This window comes from Solirubrobacter ginsenosidimutans (genome assembly GCF_027587205.1).
The window spans coordinates 138,740-158,280 of sequence record NZ_JAPDOD010000019.1; the positions used below are offsets into that span (position 1 = coordinate 138,740).

Here is a 19,541-nt window from a genome sequence, read left to right on the forward strand (position 1 = left end):
GCGTCACAGGCCGAAGCGCACGACCTTCCCGCTCACGTAGAGCGTCACATACAGATCGCCGTCCGGGCCGATCGCCGCGCCGAGCGGATCGTGCTTGACCGGAGAGCGCCACAACACGGTATGGCGGCCAGTGCGCAGATCCACGCGCACGACGTCGTTGCCGGTCGGGTTCTTCTCGAACGCCGAGCCGTTCTCGGCGACGTACGCGACGTCGCCGGCCGCCGCGATCCCGGTCGAGGCCGCATGGGGCGCGAAGCTCGCCATAGGCTCGCGCGTGCCCTTGCACTTGGGACCGCCCTGCCCGTAGCACGCGGGGTACCCGAAGTCGACCACGCGGCCAGCCGGGTCGAAGGCGTCGAGCTCTTCGCGCGGGCGGAACGGGCCGAGGTCGTTGCGTCCCGTGTCGGTCACGAGCAGGCGCCGGCCCGCGAACGCGAGCCCGTACTCGCTGTTCAGCCCCTTGGCCTCGACGACGGGGCTGTGATCGCCGGGCGCGAAGGAGAGGACGCGTCCCGCCGGCCCACCATTGTCGCTCACCGCTCCTGCCTTGACGAACAGGCGCCCGTCGGGCCCTTGCACGATCGAGCCCATGGTGTTCGCCCCGACGTGGATGCCGTCGATGGCGGTGCGCCGGCGCTGGAACGCAGAGCCTGTGAAGCCCGCGAGCACCGTCACCCGGCCGTTTCTGGCAGATGTGATGTGCGACACGTAGAGCCGGTTGCCGGCCCACGTCAGCCCGAGGGCCGCGGTGAGTCCGCCCGCGACATGACGCGGTTGCCCCTGACGGGGCACGTACCAGATTCCGTCCGACGCGCTCTTACCCCGTGAGCCCGAGCTGACCCACAGGCCGCCGCGGCTGTCGAAGGTGAGGTTCGTCGGGAACGGGACGGCGGCGACGACGGTGGGCGTACCGGCGCCACGGGCTGCCGCTTCGCCGCCCGAGGACGTGGAGCCGCCGTCCGTTGGCGGCGTGGCCGCCGGTGTCGACGAGCCGTGGCCGCCGCCGCACGCGGCGACGGCGGTGGCGACGACGGCGAGCGCGGACACGCGTCGCAGCCCGTCGCTCAGCGCGATATGGGCGGAGGAAATCATGGCTCCTCGGTTCCGTGGATAGAGACAGACTCTCTCCGCGTCACCAGAGCGCCGCCATACCGGCCGCCCTTACGGTTGCGTCCGGATTGCCGGACGGCCCGGTAAGGCTGGCACTACCTACCTAGTTCTCGCGGGCGCGGGCCGACCCGGTGGGTACGGTCGACATCCGCACGGGAATCCGGGCGAGCGCGATACAGCGCGGGCAGTGCTCGACCGTCAACCAGCGGACCCGCGGCCGGATGCTGAGCCCGCAGCGCGGGCAGACGAAGTCGACGGCGTCCTCGAGCATCCGTCAGGCCGCGACGGGCTCGGAGGCCGATTGGAGTCCGGCGGCGAAGGCGACCGCGGCCGCCTCGGCGCGGGTTCGGACGCCGAGCTTCTCGAAGAGGTTGCCCACGTGGAACTTGACGGTGTGCGGGCTGAGGAAGAGCTCGTCCGCGATCTCGCGGTTGCGGTGACCGACCGCCAGCAACCGCAGGATCGCGAGCTCGCGGTCGCGAAGGGTCCCGACCCGCGCGCTGGCCGACTCGTCGGCCGGCACGGCCGAGTCGGCGCGCAGGGGCAGGCTCGCGAGGATCCGCGTGCCCCAGGAGGGAGTGGATGCGACCTCGAACGATCCGCCGAGGAGCCCGGCGCGCCGGCGCATGGCATCGAGACCGCCGTGGGCGGCATGCTGAGGGTCGAAGCCACTGCCGTCGTCGACGACGGAGACCGCGAGCCGCTCGGCGTCGATGTGCCAATTGATGCGGGCGCGCCCGGCCCCCGCATGCTCGATGATGTTGAGCATGGCCGCGCGGGTGATCGAGGCGGCCGCATCGAGTACGCGGTTGGGAAGGATCTGCGCCTGCGGCGCGAGCAGCGCGCGGTCGAGCTGGATGCCGGCCGAGCGAGCGAGCTCACCGAGGTGGCTCTCGAGCGCCCCGAAGGCGTCGTCGACGCGGCGTGCCTGTCGCCAGACGGGGCGGCGGTGCTCGCGCAGCTCCACGAGCGCGCGTGAGGCGACGCTCGTCGCTGACTGCAGGCGGGCGCAGGCGTCGCCGCTCGTCTGGTCACCGAGGCGGTTGAGGATCGTGTGCAGGTACTGCGCGAAGTGGTCCGTGAGCTCCCGCGTGACGCGGTCGCGTTCACTGGCGACCGCATGCGCCACGGACACGGACGCCCTGTCGGTCTCAGACGGCAGGGAGCCGATGCGCGCGGCGACTACCCGCGCAAGCGCCGCGAGCGGGCCCTTCAGACGCCCGCCGCCAGGCGCACCATCCGCCGTCGGGACGACGAGGACCGTCACGCTCGAAGCGGCCGCGCCGCCGCTGGCGGCGACAACGGGCCGGGCGAGGGCGCTGGCCACGGTCGCCGCCGACCAGTCCAGGCCGGTGGGCACCGCGAACGCCGCGCTCGTCCAGAGCGAGAGCGCGGCCACCGAGCCGTTGACAGTGACCGCGATCGCATCGTGCTCGCAGCGCCGGCGCAGCCAGCGGTGCAGGATCGACGCGCTCTCCTCGAGCCTGCAGGCCGCGAGCTCAGCGCTGACATCGAGCGCCGGAAGGTCGTCGAAGTTCGTCGGCGTTGTCGGTTCGTCGGCCATGGCAGGAACTGAACCAGCGGTTCGCGTGAGCGGTCCATCGCATCGTTTGCGTGATCTCGAGCCGAACGACGATCGTGAGGACGCCGCGGCGACGCCGCTCGCCCCGGCCGTTACGTGTCGAGGGCGGCGAGCCAGCGCAGCGCGCGCAGCCCGGGCATGAAGCAGTACTCACCGCCGCGGTTGACGACGAACTGGGGCAGCTCGGTCAGGCGCCGGCGGATCGGCTGCTGGGGGATGGTGAACCGGCCGGTCCCATCGTTCGGCCCGGCAAACGGGTCCATCTCGGCGGGTGTGCCGAAGAAGGTGCCGTCGTTGATCCACTGGGTCTTGACGAACTCGAACTGCTGGGCGAGCCGCGCTTGAAGGCAGAAGAACAGGATGCCGCGATCGGCCCCGTCATCCTCCAGGACATCCTTGGGCAGCATCGGGCCGTAGCTCGAGCTCCGCCGGATCATCCGGTGATTGCGCGCTATGCCGCTGATGGCCGAGTCGCGAGGGTTCGTCCGACGGGCGTGGGCGCCGAGCGGGCACTTGAGCCCCCGAGCGTCGCCGTCCGCGGCGAAGAGGAAAGCGTTGTTCCGCCCCGGATCGGCCCCGAGCTCCGACTCGTCGCGCTCCGGGGCGAGCACCAGCGGCGCGCCGCTCGGCCAGCGGCCGACGAACTTGGCGGCCAGCAGTTCCTCATCGGCTGGGGTCTCGGCGCGGGAGCGTATGTACTGGCGGTATGCCGCCACGCGGGTCTGAAGCTTGCGGAAGACGACATAGGTGCCGTTGCGGCCGAGTACCTCGGGCTGTGGCATCGGGGGGAGTTCGCCGTTCTCGTTCGGGTAGCCCAGGATGAATTCGCCGGCCTTGAAGGGTTCCTCGCGCGGGTTGGTGCCGGGGATGCCACTCCCCTCGATGGCCGGGTGACTGATGCCGTCCTTGAACCCGAACGAGGTTCGCTCGTTCGGCAGCATGTAGGTGTCCTGCAGCCAGATCGGCGCGACGCCGGGTATCTCCCGCAGGGCGTCGCGGGCGCCGGCGAGCGTCGCCTCCAGGCTCTCGGCATCCGGGGCCAGCGCGTAGATCACCACGTGGACGTCGGGGCTCCCGAGCGGTGACTCCCAGTGCTCGGGCGCGCTCTCGCCGGTGTCCCCCAGCTCGGCCGCCCGCGCGGCCATACCCTGCTGGAACTCCTGCGGGAAGCCGGCGAGGGTGTCGTCGGGCACGCCCAGCGCCTTGAGGCCCTGGAAGCTGAGCGCCACGGAGGCCCAGGCACTCCGGTCCGGGTGCGGCGGGTCGCTCGCGGACGGGACGAAGTCAATGAGGCGGCGCAGCAGCTCCCGGCCGTCGCGCCGGTCGTCGATGCGCGCGAGAATCACGGCGCCGGCGTACCGGGTGGGGCGGGGATGCAGCACGGGGGCCTGGATGTCGTCCAGTTCCAAGGGGACGGCTGGCTGAGTGGTCATGGTCTGATCCTCGCTACTCGGTGCGACGCGGGCGAGCCCCGTGGAGCTCCCCCGCGTCCAGTGGTCAGTCGGCGGCGTGTTCCAGCAGCGGCCTGAGGGCCGGGTGCTGGAGCGCCTCGGCGGCGTCGGGGGTGTCCAGCACCTGCTGGAACGCCGTCTGAACCCGCAGCGCCTCTTGGATCTCCGGCACCGTGACCCCCGGGTACACCATGGCGAAGTTGGACGCTGTGACCTGGTTCGCGGTGAGGAACTCCTTGATCTCGTGCACACTGAGTCCCGCCCGGTCCTTCCCCTCGTCCGGGTACCCCTCGCAGTAGATGAGGAATTTGTCCCAGGCGTCGAGGACGTACGACGCCGCGAAATCCTCGATGTAGACGTCCCAGTCACCATCGAACGTCGTCGCAATCAGGAGGCGCGTCCCATTGTCGAACAGGACGTACCTGGCCGAATGCAGGGTGCCCACGTCGGCGATGGCCTTCGCGAGCTCGGCCTGCTCGGCCGGGGGCATGTTGAAGGCCTCGCGGATGGCCTGCTCGCGGCCCGGTTTGACCTTGAGAAAGACGCTCAACTCGCTGACCGGTCCGTCTTGCGCGCCCTTTCTCGGCGAACGGACGGCACGGCCGTCGTCACTCGTCGTGCTCATGATGATTCTCCTTTCTGTGGCTCAGCGACGGTCATGTCGCTCTTCCTTGTGTGGCTCGCTGCGACGGTGACGGCTGTTGGTGTGAGTCGCGCTCACACCGAGTGCGTGATCTTCCGCGACGGCGCGCGGACCCGCGCGCGCCGGTCCTCGGCGAATATCTCTACATCGGTGCGATCGACAACACAGCACTCAGCGCCGAAGCGGCAGTGTGATGGCCAGCCGCGTGCCGCCGCCGCGCGGGCTGTCGAGCTCGAGCCAGCCCCCGAGCGTCACGACGCGGTCGCGTAAGCCGAGCAGCCCGGTGCCATCGGGCCGTGCCCCTCCGACGCCGTCGTCGCGAACGTCGATTCGCAGGCTGCCGTCGTCGACGCGGGCGGCGATCTCGGCGCGCTGCGCGCCCGCGTGCTTCGCCACATTGGTCAGGGCCTCGGCGATCACGAAGTATGCGCTGGCCTCGATCTCGGGAGGGAAGCGCTGCTCGGGTACCGACACGTCCACCGGCACGCGGAGTGCGGCGACGATCGAGTCGACGCCGGCGGCCAGCCCGCCTCGGGTGAGGGCGTCGGGCAGCAGCCCGTGGGCCAGCTCGCGCAGCTCACGGTTGGCTCCCTTGGCGTGCTCGAGCGCTTCGGCGATCAGCTCCCCGGCGCCGGCCGGCTCCTCGCCGATGCTGCGCAGCGCGAGCTCGAGCGTCATGATCGTGTGGACGAAACGCTGCTGCGCGCCGTCGTGCAGATCGCGCACGACGCGCCGCCGCGCTTCGTCGCCGGCCGTCAGCAGACGCTGGCGGGAGGCCACCAGTTCGGCGCGCGCCTCGGCATTTGCAATCGCGGTGGCGACGAGCTCCGTGAAGTCCCCGATCCGCGCTTCCGTGTCGGGCGGAAACGGCTGGTCGTGCGTCGTGGATGCGGCGATCACGCCCCACAACCGGCCCTCGACCGTGATCGGGCAGCCGACGGAGGCGCGTATACCGAGCCGTTGCGCCTCAGCCGCGATCGGCCCTCTCGCGCCGGCGAACGAATCGACGCGCGCTGGCCGCCCGGTGTCCCGAACCTGGGCGGCGATGCTCGCGCCCTCGAGGGCGAAACGGGTCCCGACGGCCAGCTGCGCGCGGTCGTTCCGGGCCCACGCCGCGATCGCCGTGACGGCACGGCCGGCATCGAAGCGCTCCATCCGCGCGAGGTCGGCGTCGCACAGCAACCCGACCTCGCGCGCGACCGCTTCGAAGAGCTCGCCGGTGGACACCCCTTCGGCGACGAGGGTCGCGACGCGCCGGAGCGCGGCTTGTTCCCGGAGAAGCCTCCGCTGGATGGCATGAGCCTCCGCCGTCTCGCGGACGCGCATTTGGGCCTCGTTCGCGCGTGTTTGGGCACGGCGGGCCAACTCGCTGATGACGTACGCGGTGGCGAGCGCGATGAGCAGTTGCGCGATTGCTTCCGCGCGCGCGATCGCGAAGCTGTGAACGGGTGGCACGAAGAAGTACTCGAACGCGAGGTACGAGGCGACAGCGGCGACGGCCGCCGGCCCGAAGCCCCAGCCGATCGCGACCGGGACCACGGCGAACAGGTACAGGCCGGTCAGTGACCACGGGTCCAGGGACGGCGTCAGGGCGGTGATGACGAGCGTCACGGCCGTGGTCGCCAGCGCGCCGACCGCGACGCCGGTCGTCGTGCGCGCCAGGCGACCGGCTCCGCCGAGATCGGTGAAGGCCATGCGCGAAGTCTCCTTCACGAGCAGCATGTCGCTCAAGCGCCGAGGATTTCGGGGGTTGTCCTTACCTCGGCCTGGGACTCGCGGTGCGAACATTTCGCGTCCGTGCACGCAACCGTGCTCATCGTCGACGACGACGCGATCTTCCGGGCCATTGCCGCGCGGATGCTGACCGACGAAGGACTGACCGTCGTGGGCGAGGCTGCCGGCGTCGACCAGGGGCTCGCCGCGGCTCAGGCGCTGCGGCCGGACGCCGCGCTGGTCGACGTCAGGCTGCCGGATGGGGACGGGATCGCGTTGGCCGGCGAGCTGGCCAGCCTCCCGTGGTCGCCGCGCATCGTCGTCGTCTCGACCGAAGTCGGCGTCGCCGACGCCGAGCGGCCCGGCCCGAACGGCACGCAATTGCCGTTCGTGATCAAGGAGAATCTCGCGACCGCCCCGCTTCACGACCTGCTCTGCGGCGAGTAGTGTCCTCGGAGTGAGCGACGCGACAACGCAGCCGCTGCGGGTCGTCATCGGCGAGGACGACGTCCTCATGCGCGAAGGGATCGTCCGGCTGTTGACGGAGGCGGGCTTCGATGTGGTCGCGCAGGCCGGGGACGCTCCGGATCTGCTGCGTAAGGCCCTGGCGCACCGCCCGGATGTCGCGGTCGTCGACGTGCGGATGCCGCCCGGGCGGCGCGACGACGGGCTGCAGGCGGCGCTCGAGTTGCGCGCGCGGCGCCCGGAAATCGGGGTGCTTGTGCTCTCGCAGTACTACGAGGAGAGCTACGCGGTCGACCTGATCGGTGATAGCGCCGAGGGCGTCGGATACCTACTGAAGGAGCGCGTCGGCGACGTCGCCGTCTTCACGCAGGCGGTCAGCCGGGTCGCGGCCGGTGGAAGCGCCCTCGACCCCGAGGTCGTGGGCCGCATGCTGGGCCGGCGCCCGTCCGACAGCCCGCTCGATCGTCTCAGCCCCCGCGAACGCGAGGTCCTCGCCGCGTTGGCCGAGGGCAAGTCCAACCGCGGGATCGCCGAGACGCTGTGCGTCAGCGACGCCGCGGTGGAGAAGCACGTGCGCGGCATCTTCGGCAAGCTCGGCCTCGAGCCCGAGCCGACCGAGCACCGTCGCGTGCTGGCCGCAGTGACGTACCTGCGCAGCGAGTGAGGAGCTCGCCGACGTCTGGATGACCTGCGCCGCGAGGACGTTCTTCCGCGCTGAGAAGTGGTTCGAGCAGGTCGTGCCCCGGTAGGGGCGGTTCTTAGACGCCCGCTGCATCTGTGCTCTGACGATCACACCGACTTGGTGGCGGCAAATCACCTTGCCGGCTCGCAGCCTGTCCGCATGCCAGATGCAAACACCTTCGAGGAGGACTGCTCATGCGACTCGTTGTCGACCTGAACCGCTGCCAGGGGTACGCGCAGTGCGTCTTTCTCGCGCCCGACGTGTTCGAGCTGCGCGGGAACGAGGCGCTGCACTATGACCCCAACGCCGACGACGCGGAGCGCCTGCGCGTCCTGCGCGCGGCGGCCGCCTGCCCGGTGCAGGCCATCCAAGTGGAGCAGCTGGACGGGGCGGACGCGGGTGAGGCCGCATGAGCATCGACTCGACGCTCGTCGGCGCGCTCGAAGAGTTCAAGGCCGGCGGGCGGATCGTCATCGTCGGGGCCTCGCTGGCCGGCCTGCGCGCGGCCGAGGCCCTGCGCGAGAAGGGCTTCCGGGGCCAGCTGACGATCATCGGGGACGAGCCGTACGAGCCGTACGATCGGCCGCCGCTCTCCAAGCAGGTTCTGCTGGGGCACGCTCCGGCCGACCACACCAAGCTCCCGCGCCGGCGGGCGATCGACGCCGAGTGGCGGTTCGGGGTGGCGGCGACCGGACTCGATCGGGCCGCCAAGCACGTGCACCTGGCCAACGGTGAGCAGGTGCGGTACGACCTTCTGCTGATCGCCACCGGCGTCCGCGCCCGGCCCTGGTTCAACCCGGCGGAGGCCGCGCTGGACGGGGTGTTCTGCATCCGCACGCGCGACGACGCGACCGGGCTGCGCGAGGCGCTCGCGGCCGGCCCCCGGCGGGTCCTGATCGTCGGCGCCGGGTTCATCGGCTCGGAGGTGGCCTCGATCTGCCGCGAGCTCGACCTCGCGGTGACCGTCTGCGAGATGGCCGAGGCGCCGCTCGTCGGTGCGCTCGGCGGTGTGATCGGACGGATCGCCGCGGAGATGCAGCGCGACCACGGCGTGGACCTGCGCACCGGCGTCTCGGTGACCTCGCTCGTGGGCGACGCGAACGGCCGCCTGCAGAGCGCCATCCTGTCCGACGGGAGCACGATCGAGGTCGACGTGGCCGTGGTGTCGCTCGGCTCAAAGCGCAACGTCGAGTGGCTGGAGGGCTCCGGGCTCGCGGCCGGCGCGTTCGGCGTCGGATGCGACGCCGGCGGACGCGCCTTCGACATCAACGGCGTGGCGACCGACAGCATCTACGCAGTCGGGGACGTGGCGCGGGCGCCCCACGCGCTCTACGAGTACCAGTTCCTCGCGATGGAGCACTGGGACAACGCCGTGCTCGGCGCCGAGGTCGCGGCCCACAACATGGTCAGCCTCGAGCCCGACCGCCGTCCGCATCTGCTGCTTCCCGGCTTCTGGTCGGGCCAGTTCGGCGTCAACATCAAGTCGGTCGGCGTGCCGTCCTTCGGCGACGAGATCGTCTTCACGCAGGGCTCCGTCGAGAGCCGCTCCTTCGTGGCCGCCTACGGCCGCCGGGGCCGCACCGTGGCCGCGGTGACCTTCGACCAGGGCAAGTGGCTGGAGTACTACGCGGGCCTGATCGCGCAGTCGGCACCGTTCCCGCCGCCGGCGCCGGGTTGGGACCAGCCCGCCGAGATGACGCCGATCCCGGCCGAGTTCCCGGACCCGGGCGTCCCGACGGCGCTGCCCGAGGTCGTCCTGACCGGCCACGACCCGGCCGAGCGCAGGGTCGAGTTTCGCCCCCGTACGCGCTGACGCGCCCGTCCAACCACTCTGAAACAGGAAGAGACGAACATCATGGTTGAGGAAACCCCCTGGCAGCAGGCCCTGCGGTACGAGAACCGCCCCAATCCGTACCCGTTCTACGAGGAGCTGCGGAAGACCCCGGTCGCGCGGCAGCCTGACGGCAGCTATGTCGTCAGCACCTATCGAGAGCTCGTCCAGCTGCTCCACGACCCCCGGGTCAGCTCGGATCAGCGGAAGCTTCCGGTGCCCGTCGAGAACCCCTTCGTCGGGACGATCATCACCACGGACCCGCCCGAGCACGACGTCGATCGCCGCCGGATGATGCGGCACTTCGGCCCGCCCGAGTGTCCCCACATGATCGCCGGCTTCGAGCCCCAGATCCGCCGCATCTTCACCGGGCTCTTCGACGGCATGCAGGGCAAGACCCGGATCGACCTCGTCGACGAGTTCGCGTTCCCGGGGCCGGTGACCGTCATCTGCGAGGTCCTGGGCGTGCCGCTGGAGGACATCCCGAGCTTTCATGCCTGGATCGAGACAGCCCTGGATGGGCTGGACCTCGGCCCGGAGGCGACCACCGAGGAGCAACAGAGACGCGCAGCGGCGGTTCCCGCCGCGGTGACCCAACTGAGGCAGCACCTGGGCGACCTGCTCGACCAGTACCGCGAGCGGCCCGGACCGGGCGTGCTCTCTGGGATGGCCAACGACGACGGCCCGGAGGGGCCGCTGTCCCAGGAGGCGGCCATCGGCAACGCGATGCTCATGCTCTTCGCCGGGCACGAGACGACGGTCAACCTGATCGCCCACAGCGTGCTCTCCCTGCTGCGGCACCCCGATCAGCTCGAGACGCTGCGCCGCCGGCCCGGTCTGATCGTGCCCGGGATCGAGGAGCTGCTGCGCTTCGAGTCCTCGGTCCAGTTCTGGCCCACCCGCTCCGCGCTCGAGGACATCGAGATCGCCGGCACCACCATCCCCGCGGGCGCGCCGATCTTCGTGGCTTACGGCGCGGCGAACCGCGACCCGAAACGCTTCGAGAACCCCGACAAGCTCGACCTCGAGCGCCCGAACAACGAGCATGTCGGCTACAGCCAGGGCATCCACTACTGCTTCGGCGCCCCGCTCGCCCGGCTCGAGGTCCAGATCGGGGTCAGTGAGTTCATCCGCCGCGCGGAGAACCCGCGGCTCGTCGAGGATCCGCCGCCGTACCGCCGCAACCAGATCTTCCGCGGTCCGAAGCACCTGTGGTTGGACATCGACGGCGTCCGGGACTGAGGAAGATGACGATGCAAGCGTTCCAGATCGTCGAGCCGCACAAGGCGGAACTGCGCGAGGTGCCGGTGCCCGAGCCCGGGCCCGGGCAGGTCCTGGTGAAGGTCGGGGGAGCCGGCGCCTGCCACTCCGACCTGCATCTGATGGACGCGCCCCCGGACCGGCTGCCGGCGCTCCCGTTCACGCTCGGCCACGAGAACGCCGGCTGGGTCGAGAAGCTGGGGCCGGGCGCGACCGGGTTCGCACCGGGCGACCCCGTGCTCGTCTACGGCCCGTGGGGCTGCGGCACCTGCCCCAGCTGCCGGGTGGGCATGGAGAACTACTGCGAGAACAACGGTGGCATCGGTGGCGGCGGGCTGGATGGAAGCGATGGCGGGATGGCGCCGTACCTGCTCGTCCCGTCGACGCGCTTCCTGATCCCGCTGGGGACCCTCGATCCCCGCGACGCCGCCCCGCTCGCCGACGCCGCGCTCACCAGCTATCACGCCGTCAAGCGCTCGCTCCACCTGCTGGGCGCGGGGTCGACGGCGGTGGTGATCGGCGTGGGGGGCCTCGGTCAGATGGCGATCCAGATCCTACGAGCGGTCAGCTCGGCCACGACCGTCGTCGCCGTTGACACCGCTGCCGACAAGCTCGCGACAGCCAGGCGCATGGGGGCGGACGAGGCGCTGGTCTCGGGCGACGCGGCGGTCACCCGCATCAAGGACATGACGCGAGGGCAGGGCGCGCAGCTCGTGCTGGACATGGTCGGGGTGGACCCGACCCTGCGGATGGCGGCGCAGGTCGCCCGCGTGCGCGGCGACGTGACCATCGTCGGTCTCGGGGGCGGAGCCCTGCCGGTCAACTTCGCCAGCCCGCCGCACGAGTGTTCAGTCGCGTCACCGTACTGGGGCGCCATCGGCGAGCTCATGGACGTGGTCGCGCTCGCCCAGGCGGGCAAGATCGAGATGCTGGTGGAGCACTTCCCCCTCGAGCGCGCCGGCGAGGCGTACCAGCTCCTTCGCGAGGGGAAGATCCAGGGCCGCGCGGTCATCACCCCGAACGGCTGAGCTCGACCCGGGGTTGGCGGGAGTAAGCCGCTGATCACACGGTCGGTGCGACGAGCGTTCACACCGCTCCGCGGGAGGCTGCGGGGATGCCCGTCGACCACGTGATCAGGTTCCAGTCCGCACGCGACCGCGCGCGCGGCGCGCCCCGTACGGCGTTCGTCCTCTCCGGCGGAGCGAGCCTCGGCGCCGTCCAGGCCGGGATGTTGCGAGCGCTCTACGAGCGCGGGATCACGCCGGACATGCTCGTCGCGACGTCGGCCGGCGGGCTCAACGCGGCGTTCGTCGCGTCGCGCCCGCAGACCGTGGAGACGGCCAAGGAGCTCGCCGACGTCTGGCTGCGCCTGCGCCGCGAGGACGTCTTCCCCGTCCACATGCCCACGATCTTCGGCGCGTTGACCAAGCGGGGCGACCATTTCGTGCCCTGCAAGCCGTTGCGGCGCGTGGCGGGCACACATCTGGGGATCGCGCGCCTCGAGGACGCCGCCATCCCGCTGCATCTCGTCGCGTTCGACCTCCTCGGCGGGAGCGAGGTGCGCCTCTCGCGCGGCCCCGCGGTCGACGCTGTTCTCGCGTCGGCCGCGATCCCCGGCGTCCTGCCGCCGGTGCCGTGGGGTGACTGGTTGCTCGTCGACGGCGGGGTGGTCAACAACACGCCGATCTCGCACGCGGTCGAACTCGGCGCCGAGCGCGTCTTCGTCCTGCCCACGAGCGATCCCGACGAGCGTGGCCTCACGGCGTGGCCGCGTCGCCCGCTCGACGCCGCCGTGCAGGCGTGCAAGGTGCTGGTCGGCGCGCGGCTGAAGGCGGACCTGATCCGCTACGCGGCCGAGGCGGAGCTGATCGTGCTGCGCGCTCCCAACCGCGTGGGGGTGCAGCCGAGCGACTTCGATCAGGCCGAGCTGCTGATCGCGGACGGGCTGCGCGCCGCGCGCCGACAACTCGATGGTCTCGACCGTCGCACGGCGACCGCTGCCTGACCGCCGTGGGGGAGATCTTCTACGGAATCGACGCACTCACGCGAGAGCGTGTCGCTGCACTTCGTGCACAGGGACAGTTCTTCTGGCTCGACGTGTCGCTCGCCGACACGAGCAGTGACGATGTCATTGAGCTGGTTGAGCCCGCACGGCATGCTCTGTCTTCGCTGTCCCAGGGCGGCGCAACCCGGACGTCGCGCGCATTCATCGCCGACGATGTCTCGATCGCGTTCGCTCTCCAGTGCTATGTCGAGCTGAACGCGCAGACCGACCAGACCAGCTTCCGCTTGCGACCGCTCAAGGTCCACGTCGTCGTTACGGCCGACTACCTCGTGACGCTTCACGAGGAGCGCGTGTCGCTCCCGGCCGCGCTCTTGGACCGGACGCCGGGAGGCAGCGGCCCACACATCGTCCACGCCGTCCTCGATGCGATGCTCGCGAGCTCCTTCGACGCACTCGACGAAGTCGAGCTGACGCTCGACGCGCTCGCCGCGATGTGGACCGACGGCGACGAAACGCTCGTGCCGAGGGCGACGCTGCGCGAGGCGGCCGCCAGGCTGGCGACCATGCGTCGCAGCCTGACGGCCGAGGAGACCGTGCTCGCACGGGTCACCGTCGAAATCGGAGCGCTGCGCGGCTTCGACGGTTCTGACGGACCCTCCTTCGAGCAGCTCCGCGAGCACGTCAACCGCCTCCTGGCGTCGATCGACGCCGCGGCGAACGCCATGGGGATGCTGCTGGATCTGCAGCTCAACCAGCGGGCCTACCTGGTGAGTGTCGTGGCGACGATCTTCGTGCCGCTCACATTCCTCACGGGGTTCTTCGGCATGAACTTCGGGTGGATGGTTGACCACACCCGAAGCCCGAGCGCCTTCTGGCTGCTCGGTGTGGCCGTCCCCGTCGTCAGCGGTGCGCTGCTCTGGCGCCTACTGATGCGCCGAATGGTCACCGGCGGCGCACCGAGAGGGCGCTGACCTCCTGTGCCGCTACCTGCGCCGCTCATCGCCCTCGCGGCGACGCAACACGGACTCGCGCACGAGGCGCACCTGCATCTCGTGGCGGGCCTTCTGGGCGGCGATGTAGGACTGTCGGCTGATCTCGGTCACTGTCGGGGTCTGCATGTCGAGTGAGGACCTGCGAATTGTCCGCGCGAGCGCTGGCGGTGCCGTCGGCCGTCGACCGCGGCAATGTCCATCGAAAAGGGGTCAACTCCCTGGGCGTGGGTCGCGCGTGCGCGCCACTGCGTTGCCGGAGTTCTCGTCGCGCGGCGTGCTGTCTCTATCCGTCCTCTTCAGGCGGGAGTGCGGCGAGGATGAGTCCGCCGAGGATGGCGAGGTTCTTGGCGAAGTGGGCGCGCTGTTGGGCGCTCTGGGCGGGGTCGTCGAACGTCCAGAACGCGTGGCCCGCGAGCGTGGTCGGCACCAGCGACGCGGCGAGAACGCCGGCTGCGGCCCGCGGTGCCTTGCCGAAGGTCAAGAGCGTTGCCGCGACCAGTTGGGTGGCCGCGTTGGCGCGGACGGCGGTGACGTCGTCGGGAACGACCCGAACCGCTGACCGCAGCCTTTCGAGCGTGTCGTGAGCCACCTCGGCCCGAGGCTGGGGGTGCCGCAGCACGTCGACGCCGGCGATCAGAAACAGCGTGGCGATCATGCCGCGGCCCACTGTTCGGAGCACGCCCATGCTCACCACCCGCCCGTCGAGAGCGCGTTCGGGTCGTCACCAGCTGGACGAGCGCCGGGCCCGCAGCTGCCGGCACAGACGGCGAGGCGGCCGGTCAGCTGCTCGGCGAGATTGACGCTCATCACCGCTAGCGCCCGATCGCCCACGTCGGGCGGCCGGGGTCGGGCGTGGCGATCGGGAAGCCCGTGAGCACGAAGCGCGCGGGCGGCGGGGCGCCCCATTGGTTGAGGACGCCGGGAGCCATCGACCAGGTCTTGGGCTGGTAGCCGTCGGACATGTGGGCGAGCTCGGAGCAGCACTCGATCATCGCGCCGTCCTGGTCATGGAAGTAGAGGAAGTGGTTGTTGCCGGGGCCGTGCCGGCTCGGGCCCCAGATGCACTTGCGCCCGCGTGCGGCCTTGAGCCGGTCGGCGACGCGGCCGAGAGCGCCGAAGTCGCTCCACTGGTAGGCGTAATGATGGAGCTTCGAGTCCGGCGAGCGCTGCAGCGCGAGGCCGTGGTGGTCGTCGTCGCAGTGCCACCAGGAGGCGAGCAGGCCCATCCGGTCGCTGAAGCGGAAGCCGAGGCCGTCGGTGAGGAAGCGCTCCTCGGCGCGCGGCCTGACGACCTTGCAGGACAGGTGCTCGAGCTTGACCGGCCGGTCGCCGGGCGCGGGCGGGTCGATGGTTTCCATGCCGCAGAAGAGCTTGTAGACATGGCCGTTGGGCGATTGGACCTTGAGCGCGCGGTCGATGCCCGGCTCGCCGTCGTAGATGCCCCCGAGCGTCGTGCCGCCGGCGGCGGTCAGGCGCTTGGCGGCGCCGTCGAGCACGCTCGCGTCGGCGACCTCGAGCGCGAGATGTTCGTAGCCGCGGTTCGTGCGGTCCTCGATCAGGATCAGTTCGTGGTGGCGCTCGTTGCAGGTGAGGTAGCTGGCGCCGGCCACGCGCTCGGTCTCGACCATGCCGATGACCTGCTGCTGGAAGTCCACGGCCGCGTCGAGATCGGCGACGTGCAGGGCGATGTGTCCGATGCGGGTGACCATGTCAGGCGTACTCCTTGCGAAGGGTTCTCGATATCGGTGTGGCGGGTGCGAAGGCGCAGCAGTGCTCGTCGAGGAACGCCGCGATGGAACGTGACATGGCTCTACACCGGGACCGCTGTGGGATTGATGCGGTTGGTCAGCGTGCCGATGCCGTCGATCTCCAGCTCGACCGTCTGGCCGGGCTGGATCCAGCGATCCAGTTCGAGGCCGCAGCAGCCGGGCATCGTGCCCGTGGAGATGACGTCGCCGGCGTCGAGCTTCTCGCCCGCCGAGGCGTAGGCGAGCATCGCGCCGAGCGAGTGCCGCGGGTTGGCGGTGGTGCCCTCGCACCAGACCTCGCCGTCGACGCGCACGCGGCCGCGCATGGCCGTCCAGTCGGGGACCGCGTCGGCGGTCACCACATCGAAGCCGATCGAGTTGGCGAACGTCTTGGCCTTGATCACCGGCCCGAAGATGTTGCGGCGCGCGTCGTCGGCCTGCACGTCGCGAGCGCTCCAGTCGTTGAGGATGAACCACCCACCGACGGCGTCCAGCGCCTGCTCGGGCGTGGCGTCGGCCAGCGGCTTGGCCAGCACGCACGCGAGCTCGAGCTCGAAGTCCAGATAGCGCGTGTGGGAGGGCCACCACATGTCCTGGCCATCGGCCAACACCGAGGTGTGGTTGGCAACGTAGAAGGTCGGCGCTTCGCGGAACCGGTCGTTGGGCTTGAGCTTGGGAAACGCCCGGCCAGTGATCCGCTCATAGCCGAGCACGACCTTCGCCGCCGGCGCGGGGAAGAACTTCTTCAGCAACGCCCGGCTCGAGTTGATGACGTGGCTCTCCCAGAGCATGAACGCCCGCATCGAGCGCGGCCGGAACGGAAGCACGGCCTCCGCCGGGTCGACGGTCTCGGCGGTCGCCAGCGCGGCGTGGGCGCTCGCGACCGCGGCCTGGCCGCCGGCCAGAAACCGCAGCAGGTCGTCCTGCCCGGCAAGGCGGGCCCAGCGCCCGGAAGGCGTGTCTTCGGCGATCAGGCCGCCCGCTGTCATACGCAGTCTCATGTCACCCTCGAAGTGGGGTTGGAAGTGATCAAGATCGATTCGTCCTTGATTCGCCGGTTCTCGCTGCCGAGGTTGCGGGCCGTTGATGTGAGTCGCCCTCACACCGACTGCGTGATCCTCCGCGAGGGCGTCGCGGCTCGGACCGGACGCGGGAGTTGCACACCAGCTCGCGCTAGCCCGCGCACACTCCTCCACCCCTCAACCTCGACGAGACCGCCGTGGGCGCCTACGCCCGGTCCGGCGCCCGCCGGACGGCGAACGCGCGCGCGATCAGGGTGATGCCCTGCATCAGCCCCCAGAGACCGGCGCAGACGAGCAAGCTGTCGGCCTCGGGCGTGTACAGCCGGCCCACCGTCGAGACGGCGACGGCGCTCATGAGGACGCCGGCGGCCAGTCCGATCCACCACAGCGGATTGAGCCTGCGCTCCAGCAACGCCTCGACCATCCACCAGAGGCCTACGACGGCGAACAGGCAGCCGAGCATGTCGGCCGCGGCCGCGACGGTGTCGATCGGGGCGAAGAAGCAGAGGATCTCGGCCACGACGAACAGTACGCCGAAGGTGGCGGAGACCAGGCGAACCGCCGGCATCACCAACGTCTGGACGGCGGCGAAGCTGAACATGACTCCAACGACGGTCAATATCGAGGCTGCGTCGATCTGCAGGACGACCAGCGCCACGACCATCCACGAGATTCCGGCGACGAGCCACCGCCGCCAATCGCCGGTGAGCTCGCGGGTCCCCGCGCGCACGCGGGCAGGCCGCGCGGGACGGCCGGCGCGGGTCCTCGCGACAGGCTCGTGCCACGCGAAGTCACCCTGCCAGCGGAGGATGGGCGCCTCGTCCAGGCCAACGGCCGCGCGGCGCAGCGCCGGGACCTCGCGTCCGAGCGTCACCTCGCCGCGCGTCTCCGCGTACCTCACCCGTCTCGCGATCTCGTACAGGTCATCCGACAGCGTCATGCCCACTCCTCCACATCGGTTGTCGCCGCGGAGGGTGCGCGCCGGTGGGGTGAGCCGTCGCCACACCGTTTGCGTGATCGCGGTCGGCGATCCGGCGGCGCCTCACGTGGCGATGGACGACCCGGTCCGGTGCGCCGGCCGGGCGTGCGTGCGGCGGCGCTCGCGGTGCCGTCCCCGCTCCAGCTGCGCCAAGCGCGTCTTGACGCTGTCGATGGGGACGGCGAAGCCCACGCCGGTTGAGCTGTCGACGGAGCTGTCGCCCGTGGCGATCTGGTCGGCGATGCCGATCACGCGGGCGTGGGCGTCGAGGAGCGGTCCGCCCGAGTTGCCCGGGTTGATCGCGGCGTCAGTCTGTACGGCGTTCGGGACCGCGGCGCCGCTGGGCGCCTCGATCGTGCGGTGCAGGCCCGAGATCACGCCGGTGCTGAGGCTGCGCGGGACGCCGAAGGGGTCGCCGATCACGGCGACGGGGTCGCCGACCCGCAGGCCGGCCACGCTGCCGAGGGTGAGCGGGTGGAGCTCGAGCCCTGACGGGTCCACGTGCAGGACCGCGACGTCCATGTCCCCTTCGGTTCCGAGGACGGTCGCGCGCCGCGACGCGCCGCCGTCGAACGTCACCGTGATGTGGTGGCCGCCGGCGACGACGTGACCGGCGGTGAGGATGTCACCTCGCGTGTTGAGGAGGATGCCCGTCCCCGACTCGGTGCCCTCCGCCGCTTCGGGCAGACCGAACGGCCCCGCGGTCGTCGCGATCGTGTGCGCGTTCACGTCGACGATGCCGGGGTTCGCGCGCGCGTAGATCGCGGCGACGTCGAACTGCCCGGCCCCCTCGCCGGCGACGACGCGCTCGACGACCGTGCTGCGCCCGTCGCGCGCGCCGGCGGTGAGAAGGACCGCGACCAGCGTGATCAGCGCCAGAGCGGCGAGCGCGACCGCGGGTGTGACCGGCGCCCGGCGCCGGCCGTATGCCACGGCGCGGGCTTCCAGACGCCGCGACATCACGCTAGGCGCCGTTGTGAGACGGGTGGTCCCCGTCGCGTGCCGGGAGCGCGCCGCCGGACTCGCGGCGGCGCGCGTTGCGCAGTTCGAGCTTCTTGAACTCTGCATCGACGATGCGATCGCGGGCTACGCGAACGTGATACGGACGTGACATGGCGGCCTCCAGTCAGTGAATCGGGTGTGTGACGTGCCGTTACACAACCCCCTGTCCGGCGGCGGACTACGAGCGCGCGCTCGCCGCGGACTCGCGCCGTGGCAGCTTCGCCTTGAGTTCGTCCACCTTGGCGCGGACCTGCTCCTTGCTGCGCTCGACCCGCCCGCGGGCCAGTGCCTCGGTCGCAGCCCGCTGGGCATCGCGCTGCGCCTTCTCCGCGGCGGCGATCTCGGCCTCCACGTCGGCGACCGGCCGGCGGAGCACGCTGCCACCGAGCCGGGCCATAGCGGTGTCGACGACGTCCGGGGACTGCTCGGTGACGTCAGCCAGCAGCGCCGTGTGACGGGGGCGCACCGAGGTGGAGATCTCGCTGAGCGCGGACTCCGTGCGTTCGGCTTCGTCGAGGTCGAACAGGGAACCGACCAGCAGGCCGTACGTTCCGCCGATCAGGACGCCGAGCGGGCCGCCGAGGATGCCGAGCAGCACCCCGAGCGTCCCCCCGCTCGCCGCCCCGGCGTACTGGCCCGAGCCGGCGCGATCCTTGACGAGGATCTGGCCGTCGTCGTCGCGGACGACCACGGCGGCCGCCTCGATCCGGAGGCGGCCCTGGCCGTCGAGCTCCTTGAGCGCGCTCAGCGCCTCATACGCGTTGCTGTCGGAGTCGAACGACACGGAGATCACGTTGTCCGTGCTCGTCGCGTCGGCTCCGCCGTTCTGCTGTAGATCGCGATTGGTCATGACGGCAAGCCTGCGGGGTCGCAGGGTGAGCCATCGTCACATAATCTGGACGAATCGAGTGCCGTCACGCCAGCGACGCGACGACGGCCGAGGGCGCCCGGATGGACACGACGATCGCCTCGTCGGAGCCCTCGGGCGCCGGCTCGACCATGACGGTCGCGCCGGGCGTCAGCTCGGAGCGCAACACGAAGTCCGCGAGCGGATCC

The 19,541-nt window shown here is 70.9% G+C and carries 22 protein-coding genes; 8 read left to right on the forward strand and 14 right to left on the reverse strand.

Annotated features, from left to right (window positions below; translation table 11 throughout):
* Window positions 1-3: 3 nt before the first annotated feature.
* From OM076_RS20205 to OM076_RS20230, 6 genes are all read right to left on the reverse strand, one after another.
* A complete protein-coding gene (locus tag OM076_RS20205; protein ID WP_270041865.1) occupies window positions 4-1,092 on the reverse strand; it encodes a PQQ-dependent sugar dehydrogenase family protein in 1,089 nt (362 codons plus the stop codon).
* Window positions 1,093-1,213: 121 nt separating this feature from the next.
* The gene (locus tag OM076_RS20210) at window positions 1,214-1,381 is read right to left on the reverse strand and encodes a hypothetical protein (protein WP_270041866.1); all 168 of its coding nucleotides are present in this window, start codon (window positions 1,379-1,381) and stop codon (window positions 1,214-1,216) included.
* A gap of 3 nt (window positions 1,382-1,384) precedes the next feature.
* Entirely contained in the window at window positions 1,385-2,674 is a 1,290-nt protein-coding gene (locus OM076_RS20215; RefSeq protein ID WP_270041867.1) for a LuxR C-terminal-related transcriptional regulator, read from the reverse strand.
* Window positions 2,675-2,784: 110 nt separating this feature from the next.
* Window positions 2,785-4,125 carry a Dyp-type peroxidase gene (locus OM076_RS20220; RefSeq protein ID WP_270041868.1) on the reverse strand — a complete coding sequence of 447 codons (1,341 nt, stop codon included), beginning with the start codon at window positions 4,123-4,125 and terminating at the stop codon, window positions 2,785-2,787.
* Window positions 4,126-4,189: 64 nt separating this feature from the next.
* A complete protein-coding gene (locus OM076_RS20225) occupies window positions 4,190-4,768 on the reverse strand; it encodes a hypothetical protein (RefSeq protein WP_270041869.1) in 579 nt (192 codons plus the stop codon).
* Between the two features lie 189 nt (window positions 4,769-4,957).
* Window positions 4,958-6,574: a sensor histidine kinase gene (locus OM076_RS20230; protein ID WP_372518063.1), complete on the reverse strand. Its 1,617-nt coding sequence runs from the start codon at window positions 6,572-6,574 to the stop codon at window positions 4,958-4,960.
* Window positions 6,575-6,643: 69 nt separating this feature from the next.
* On the opposite strand from OM076_RS20230, the gene OM076_RS46905 reads away from it, so the two are divergent.
* The 8 genes from OM076_RS46905 (at window position 6,644) to OM076_RS20265 (ending at window position 13,713) form a co-directional block, all read left to right on the forward strand.
* Window positions 6,644-6,946, forward strand: a complete 303-nt coding sequence (locus tag OM076_RS46905; RefSeq protein WP_372518064.1) for a response regulator — start codon at window positions 6,644-6,646, stop codon at window positions 6,944-6,946.
* 67 nt (window positions 6,947-7,013) lie between these two features.
* Window positions 7,014-7,628 (forward strand): response regulator, encoded by a 615-nt coding sequence (locus OM076_RS20235; RefSeq protein WP_372518065.1) that lies wholly within the window; start codon window positions 7,014-7,016, stop codon window positions 7,626-7,628.
* Between the two features lie 212 nt (window positions 7,629-7,840).
* Entirely contained in the window at window positions 7,841-8,059 is a 219-nt protein-coding gene (locus tag OM076_RS20240; RefSeq protein ID WP_270041871.1) for a ferredoxin, read from the forward strand.
* Window positions 8,056-9,459: an NAD(P)/FAD-dependent oxidoreductase gene (locus OM076_RS20245; RefSeq protein ID WP_270041872.1), complete on the forward strand. Its 1,404-nt coding sequence runs from the start codon at window positions 8,056-8,058 to the stop codon at window positions 9,457-9,459. Before OM076_RS20240 ends, OM076_RS20245 begins: the two co-directional genes overlap by 4 nt.
* A 42-nt stretch (window positions 9,460-9,501) precedes the next feature.
* The gene (locus tag OM076_RS20250; RefSeq protein WP_270041873.1) at window positions 9,502-10,719 is read left to right on the forward strand and encodes a cytochrome P450; all 1,218 of its coding nucleotides are present in this window, start codon (window positions 9,502-9,504) and stop codon (window positions 10,717-10,719) included.
* Between the two features lie 11 nt (window positions 10,720-10,730).
* A complete protein-coding gene (locus tag OM076_RS20255; RefSeq protein ID WP_270041874.1) occupies window positions 10,731-11,765 on the forward strand; it encodes an NAD(P)-dependent alcohol dehydrogenase in 1,035 nt (344 codons plus the stop codon).
* A gap of 86 nt (window positions 11,766-11,851) precedes the next feature.
* The gene (locus OM076_RS20260; RefSeq protein WP_270041875.1) at window positions 11,852-12,742 is read left to right on the forward strand and encodes a patatin-like phospholipase family protein; all 891 of its coding nucleotides are present in this window, start codon (window positions 11,852-11,854) and stop codon (window positions 12,740-12,742) included.
* A gap of 5 nt (window positions 12,743-12,747) precedes the next feature.
* On the forward strand, window positions 12,748-13,713 hold the full coding sequence (locus tag OM076_RS20265; protein WP_372518060.1) for a CorA family divalent cation transporter: 966 nt from the start codon (window positions 12,748-12,750) through the stop codon (window positions 13,711-13,713).
* 12 nt (window positions 13,714-13,725) lie between these two features.
* Here OM076_RS20265 and OM076_RS20270 read toward each other — a convergent pair whose 3' ends face one another.
* The 8 genes from OM076_RS20270 to OM076_RS20305 all read right to left on the reverse strand — a co-directional run bounded on the left by OM076_RS20270 (window position 13,726) and on the right by OM076_RS20305 (window position 19,335).
* Complete coding sequence (locus OM076_RS20270; RefSeq protein ID WP_270041877.1) at window positions 13,726-13,860, reverse strand: hypothetical protein; 135 nt, start codon at window positions 13,858-13,860, stop codon at window positions 13,726-13,728.
* Window positions 13,861-14,017: 157 nt separating this feature from the next.
* A complete protein-coding gene (locus OM076_RS20275; RefSeq protein ID WP_270041878.1) occupies window positions 14,018-14,419 on the reverse strand; it encodes a DoxX family membrane protein in 402 nt (133 codons plus the stop codon).
* 127 nt (window positions 14,420-14,546) lie between these two features.
* Window positions 14,547-15,443 (reverse strand): VOC family protein, encoded by an 897-nt coding sequence (locus tag OM076_RS20280; RefSeq protein WP_270041879.1) that lies wholly within the window; start codon window positions 15,441-15,443, stop codon window positions 14,547-14,549.
* 101 nt (window positions 15,444-15,544) lie between these two features.
* On the reverse strand, window positions 15,545-16,483 hold the full coding sequence (locus OM076_RS20285; protein WP_270041880.1) for a fumarylacetoacetate hydrolase family protein: 939 nt from the start codon (window positions 16,481-16,483) through the stop codon (window positions 15,545-15,547).
* A gap of 226 nt (window positions 16,484-16,709) precedes the next feature.
* The gene (locus OM076_RS20290) at window positions 16,710-17,444 is read right to left on the reverse strand and encodes a hypothetical protein (RefSeq protein WP_270041881.1); all 735 of its coding nucleotides are present in this window, start codon (window positions 17,442-17,444) and stop codon (window positions 16,710-16,712) included.
* A 102-nt stretch (window positions 17,445-17,546) separates the two neighbouring features.
* Entirely contained in the window at window positions 17,547-18,443 is an 897-nt protein-coding gene (locus OM076_RS20295; protein ID WP_270041882.1) for a S1C family serine protease, read from the reverse strand.
* 4 nt (window positions 18,444-18,447) lie between these two features.
* On the reverse strand, window positions 18,448-18,597 hold the full coding sequence (locus OM076_RS20300) for a hypothetical protein (protein WP_270041883.1): 150 nt from the start codon (window positions 18,595-18,597) through the stop codon (window positions 18,448-18,450).
* Between the two features lie 66 nt (window positions 18,598-18,663).
* The gene (locus tag OM076_RS20305) at window positions 18,664-19,335 is read right to left on the reverse strand and encodes a DUF1269 domain-containing protein (RefSeq protein ID WP_270041884.1); all 672 of its coding nucleotides are present in this window, start codon (window positions 19,333-19,335) and stop codon (window positions 18,664-18,666) included.
* Window positions 19,336-19,541: the final 206 nt, after the last annotated feature.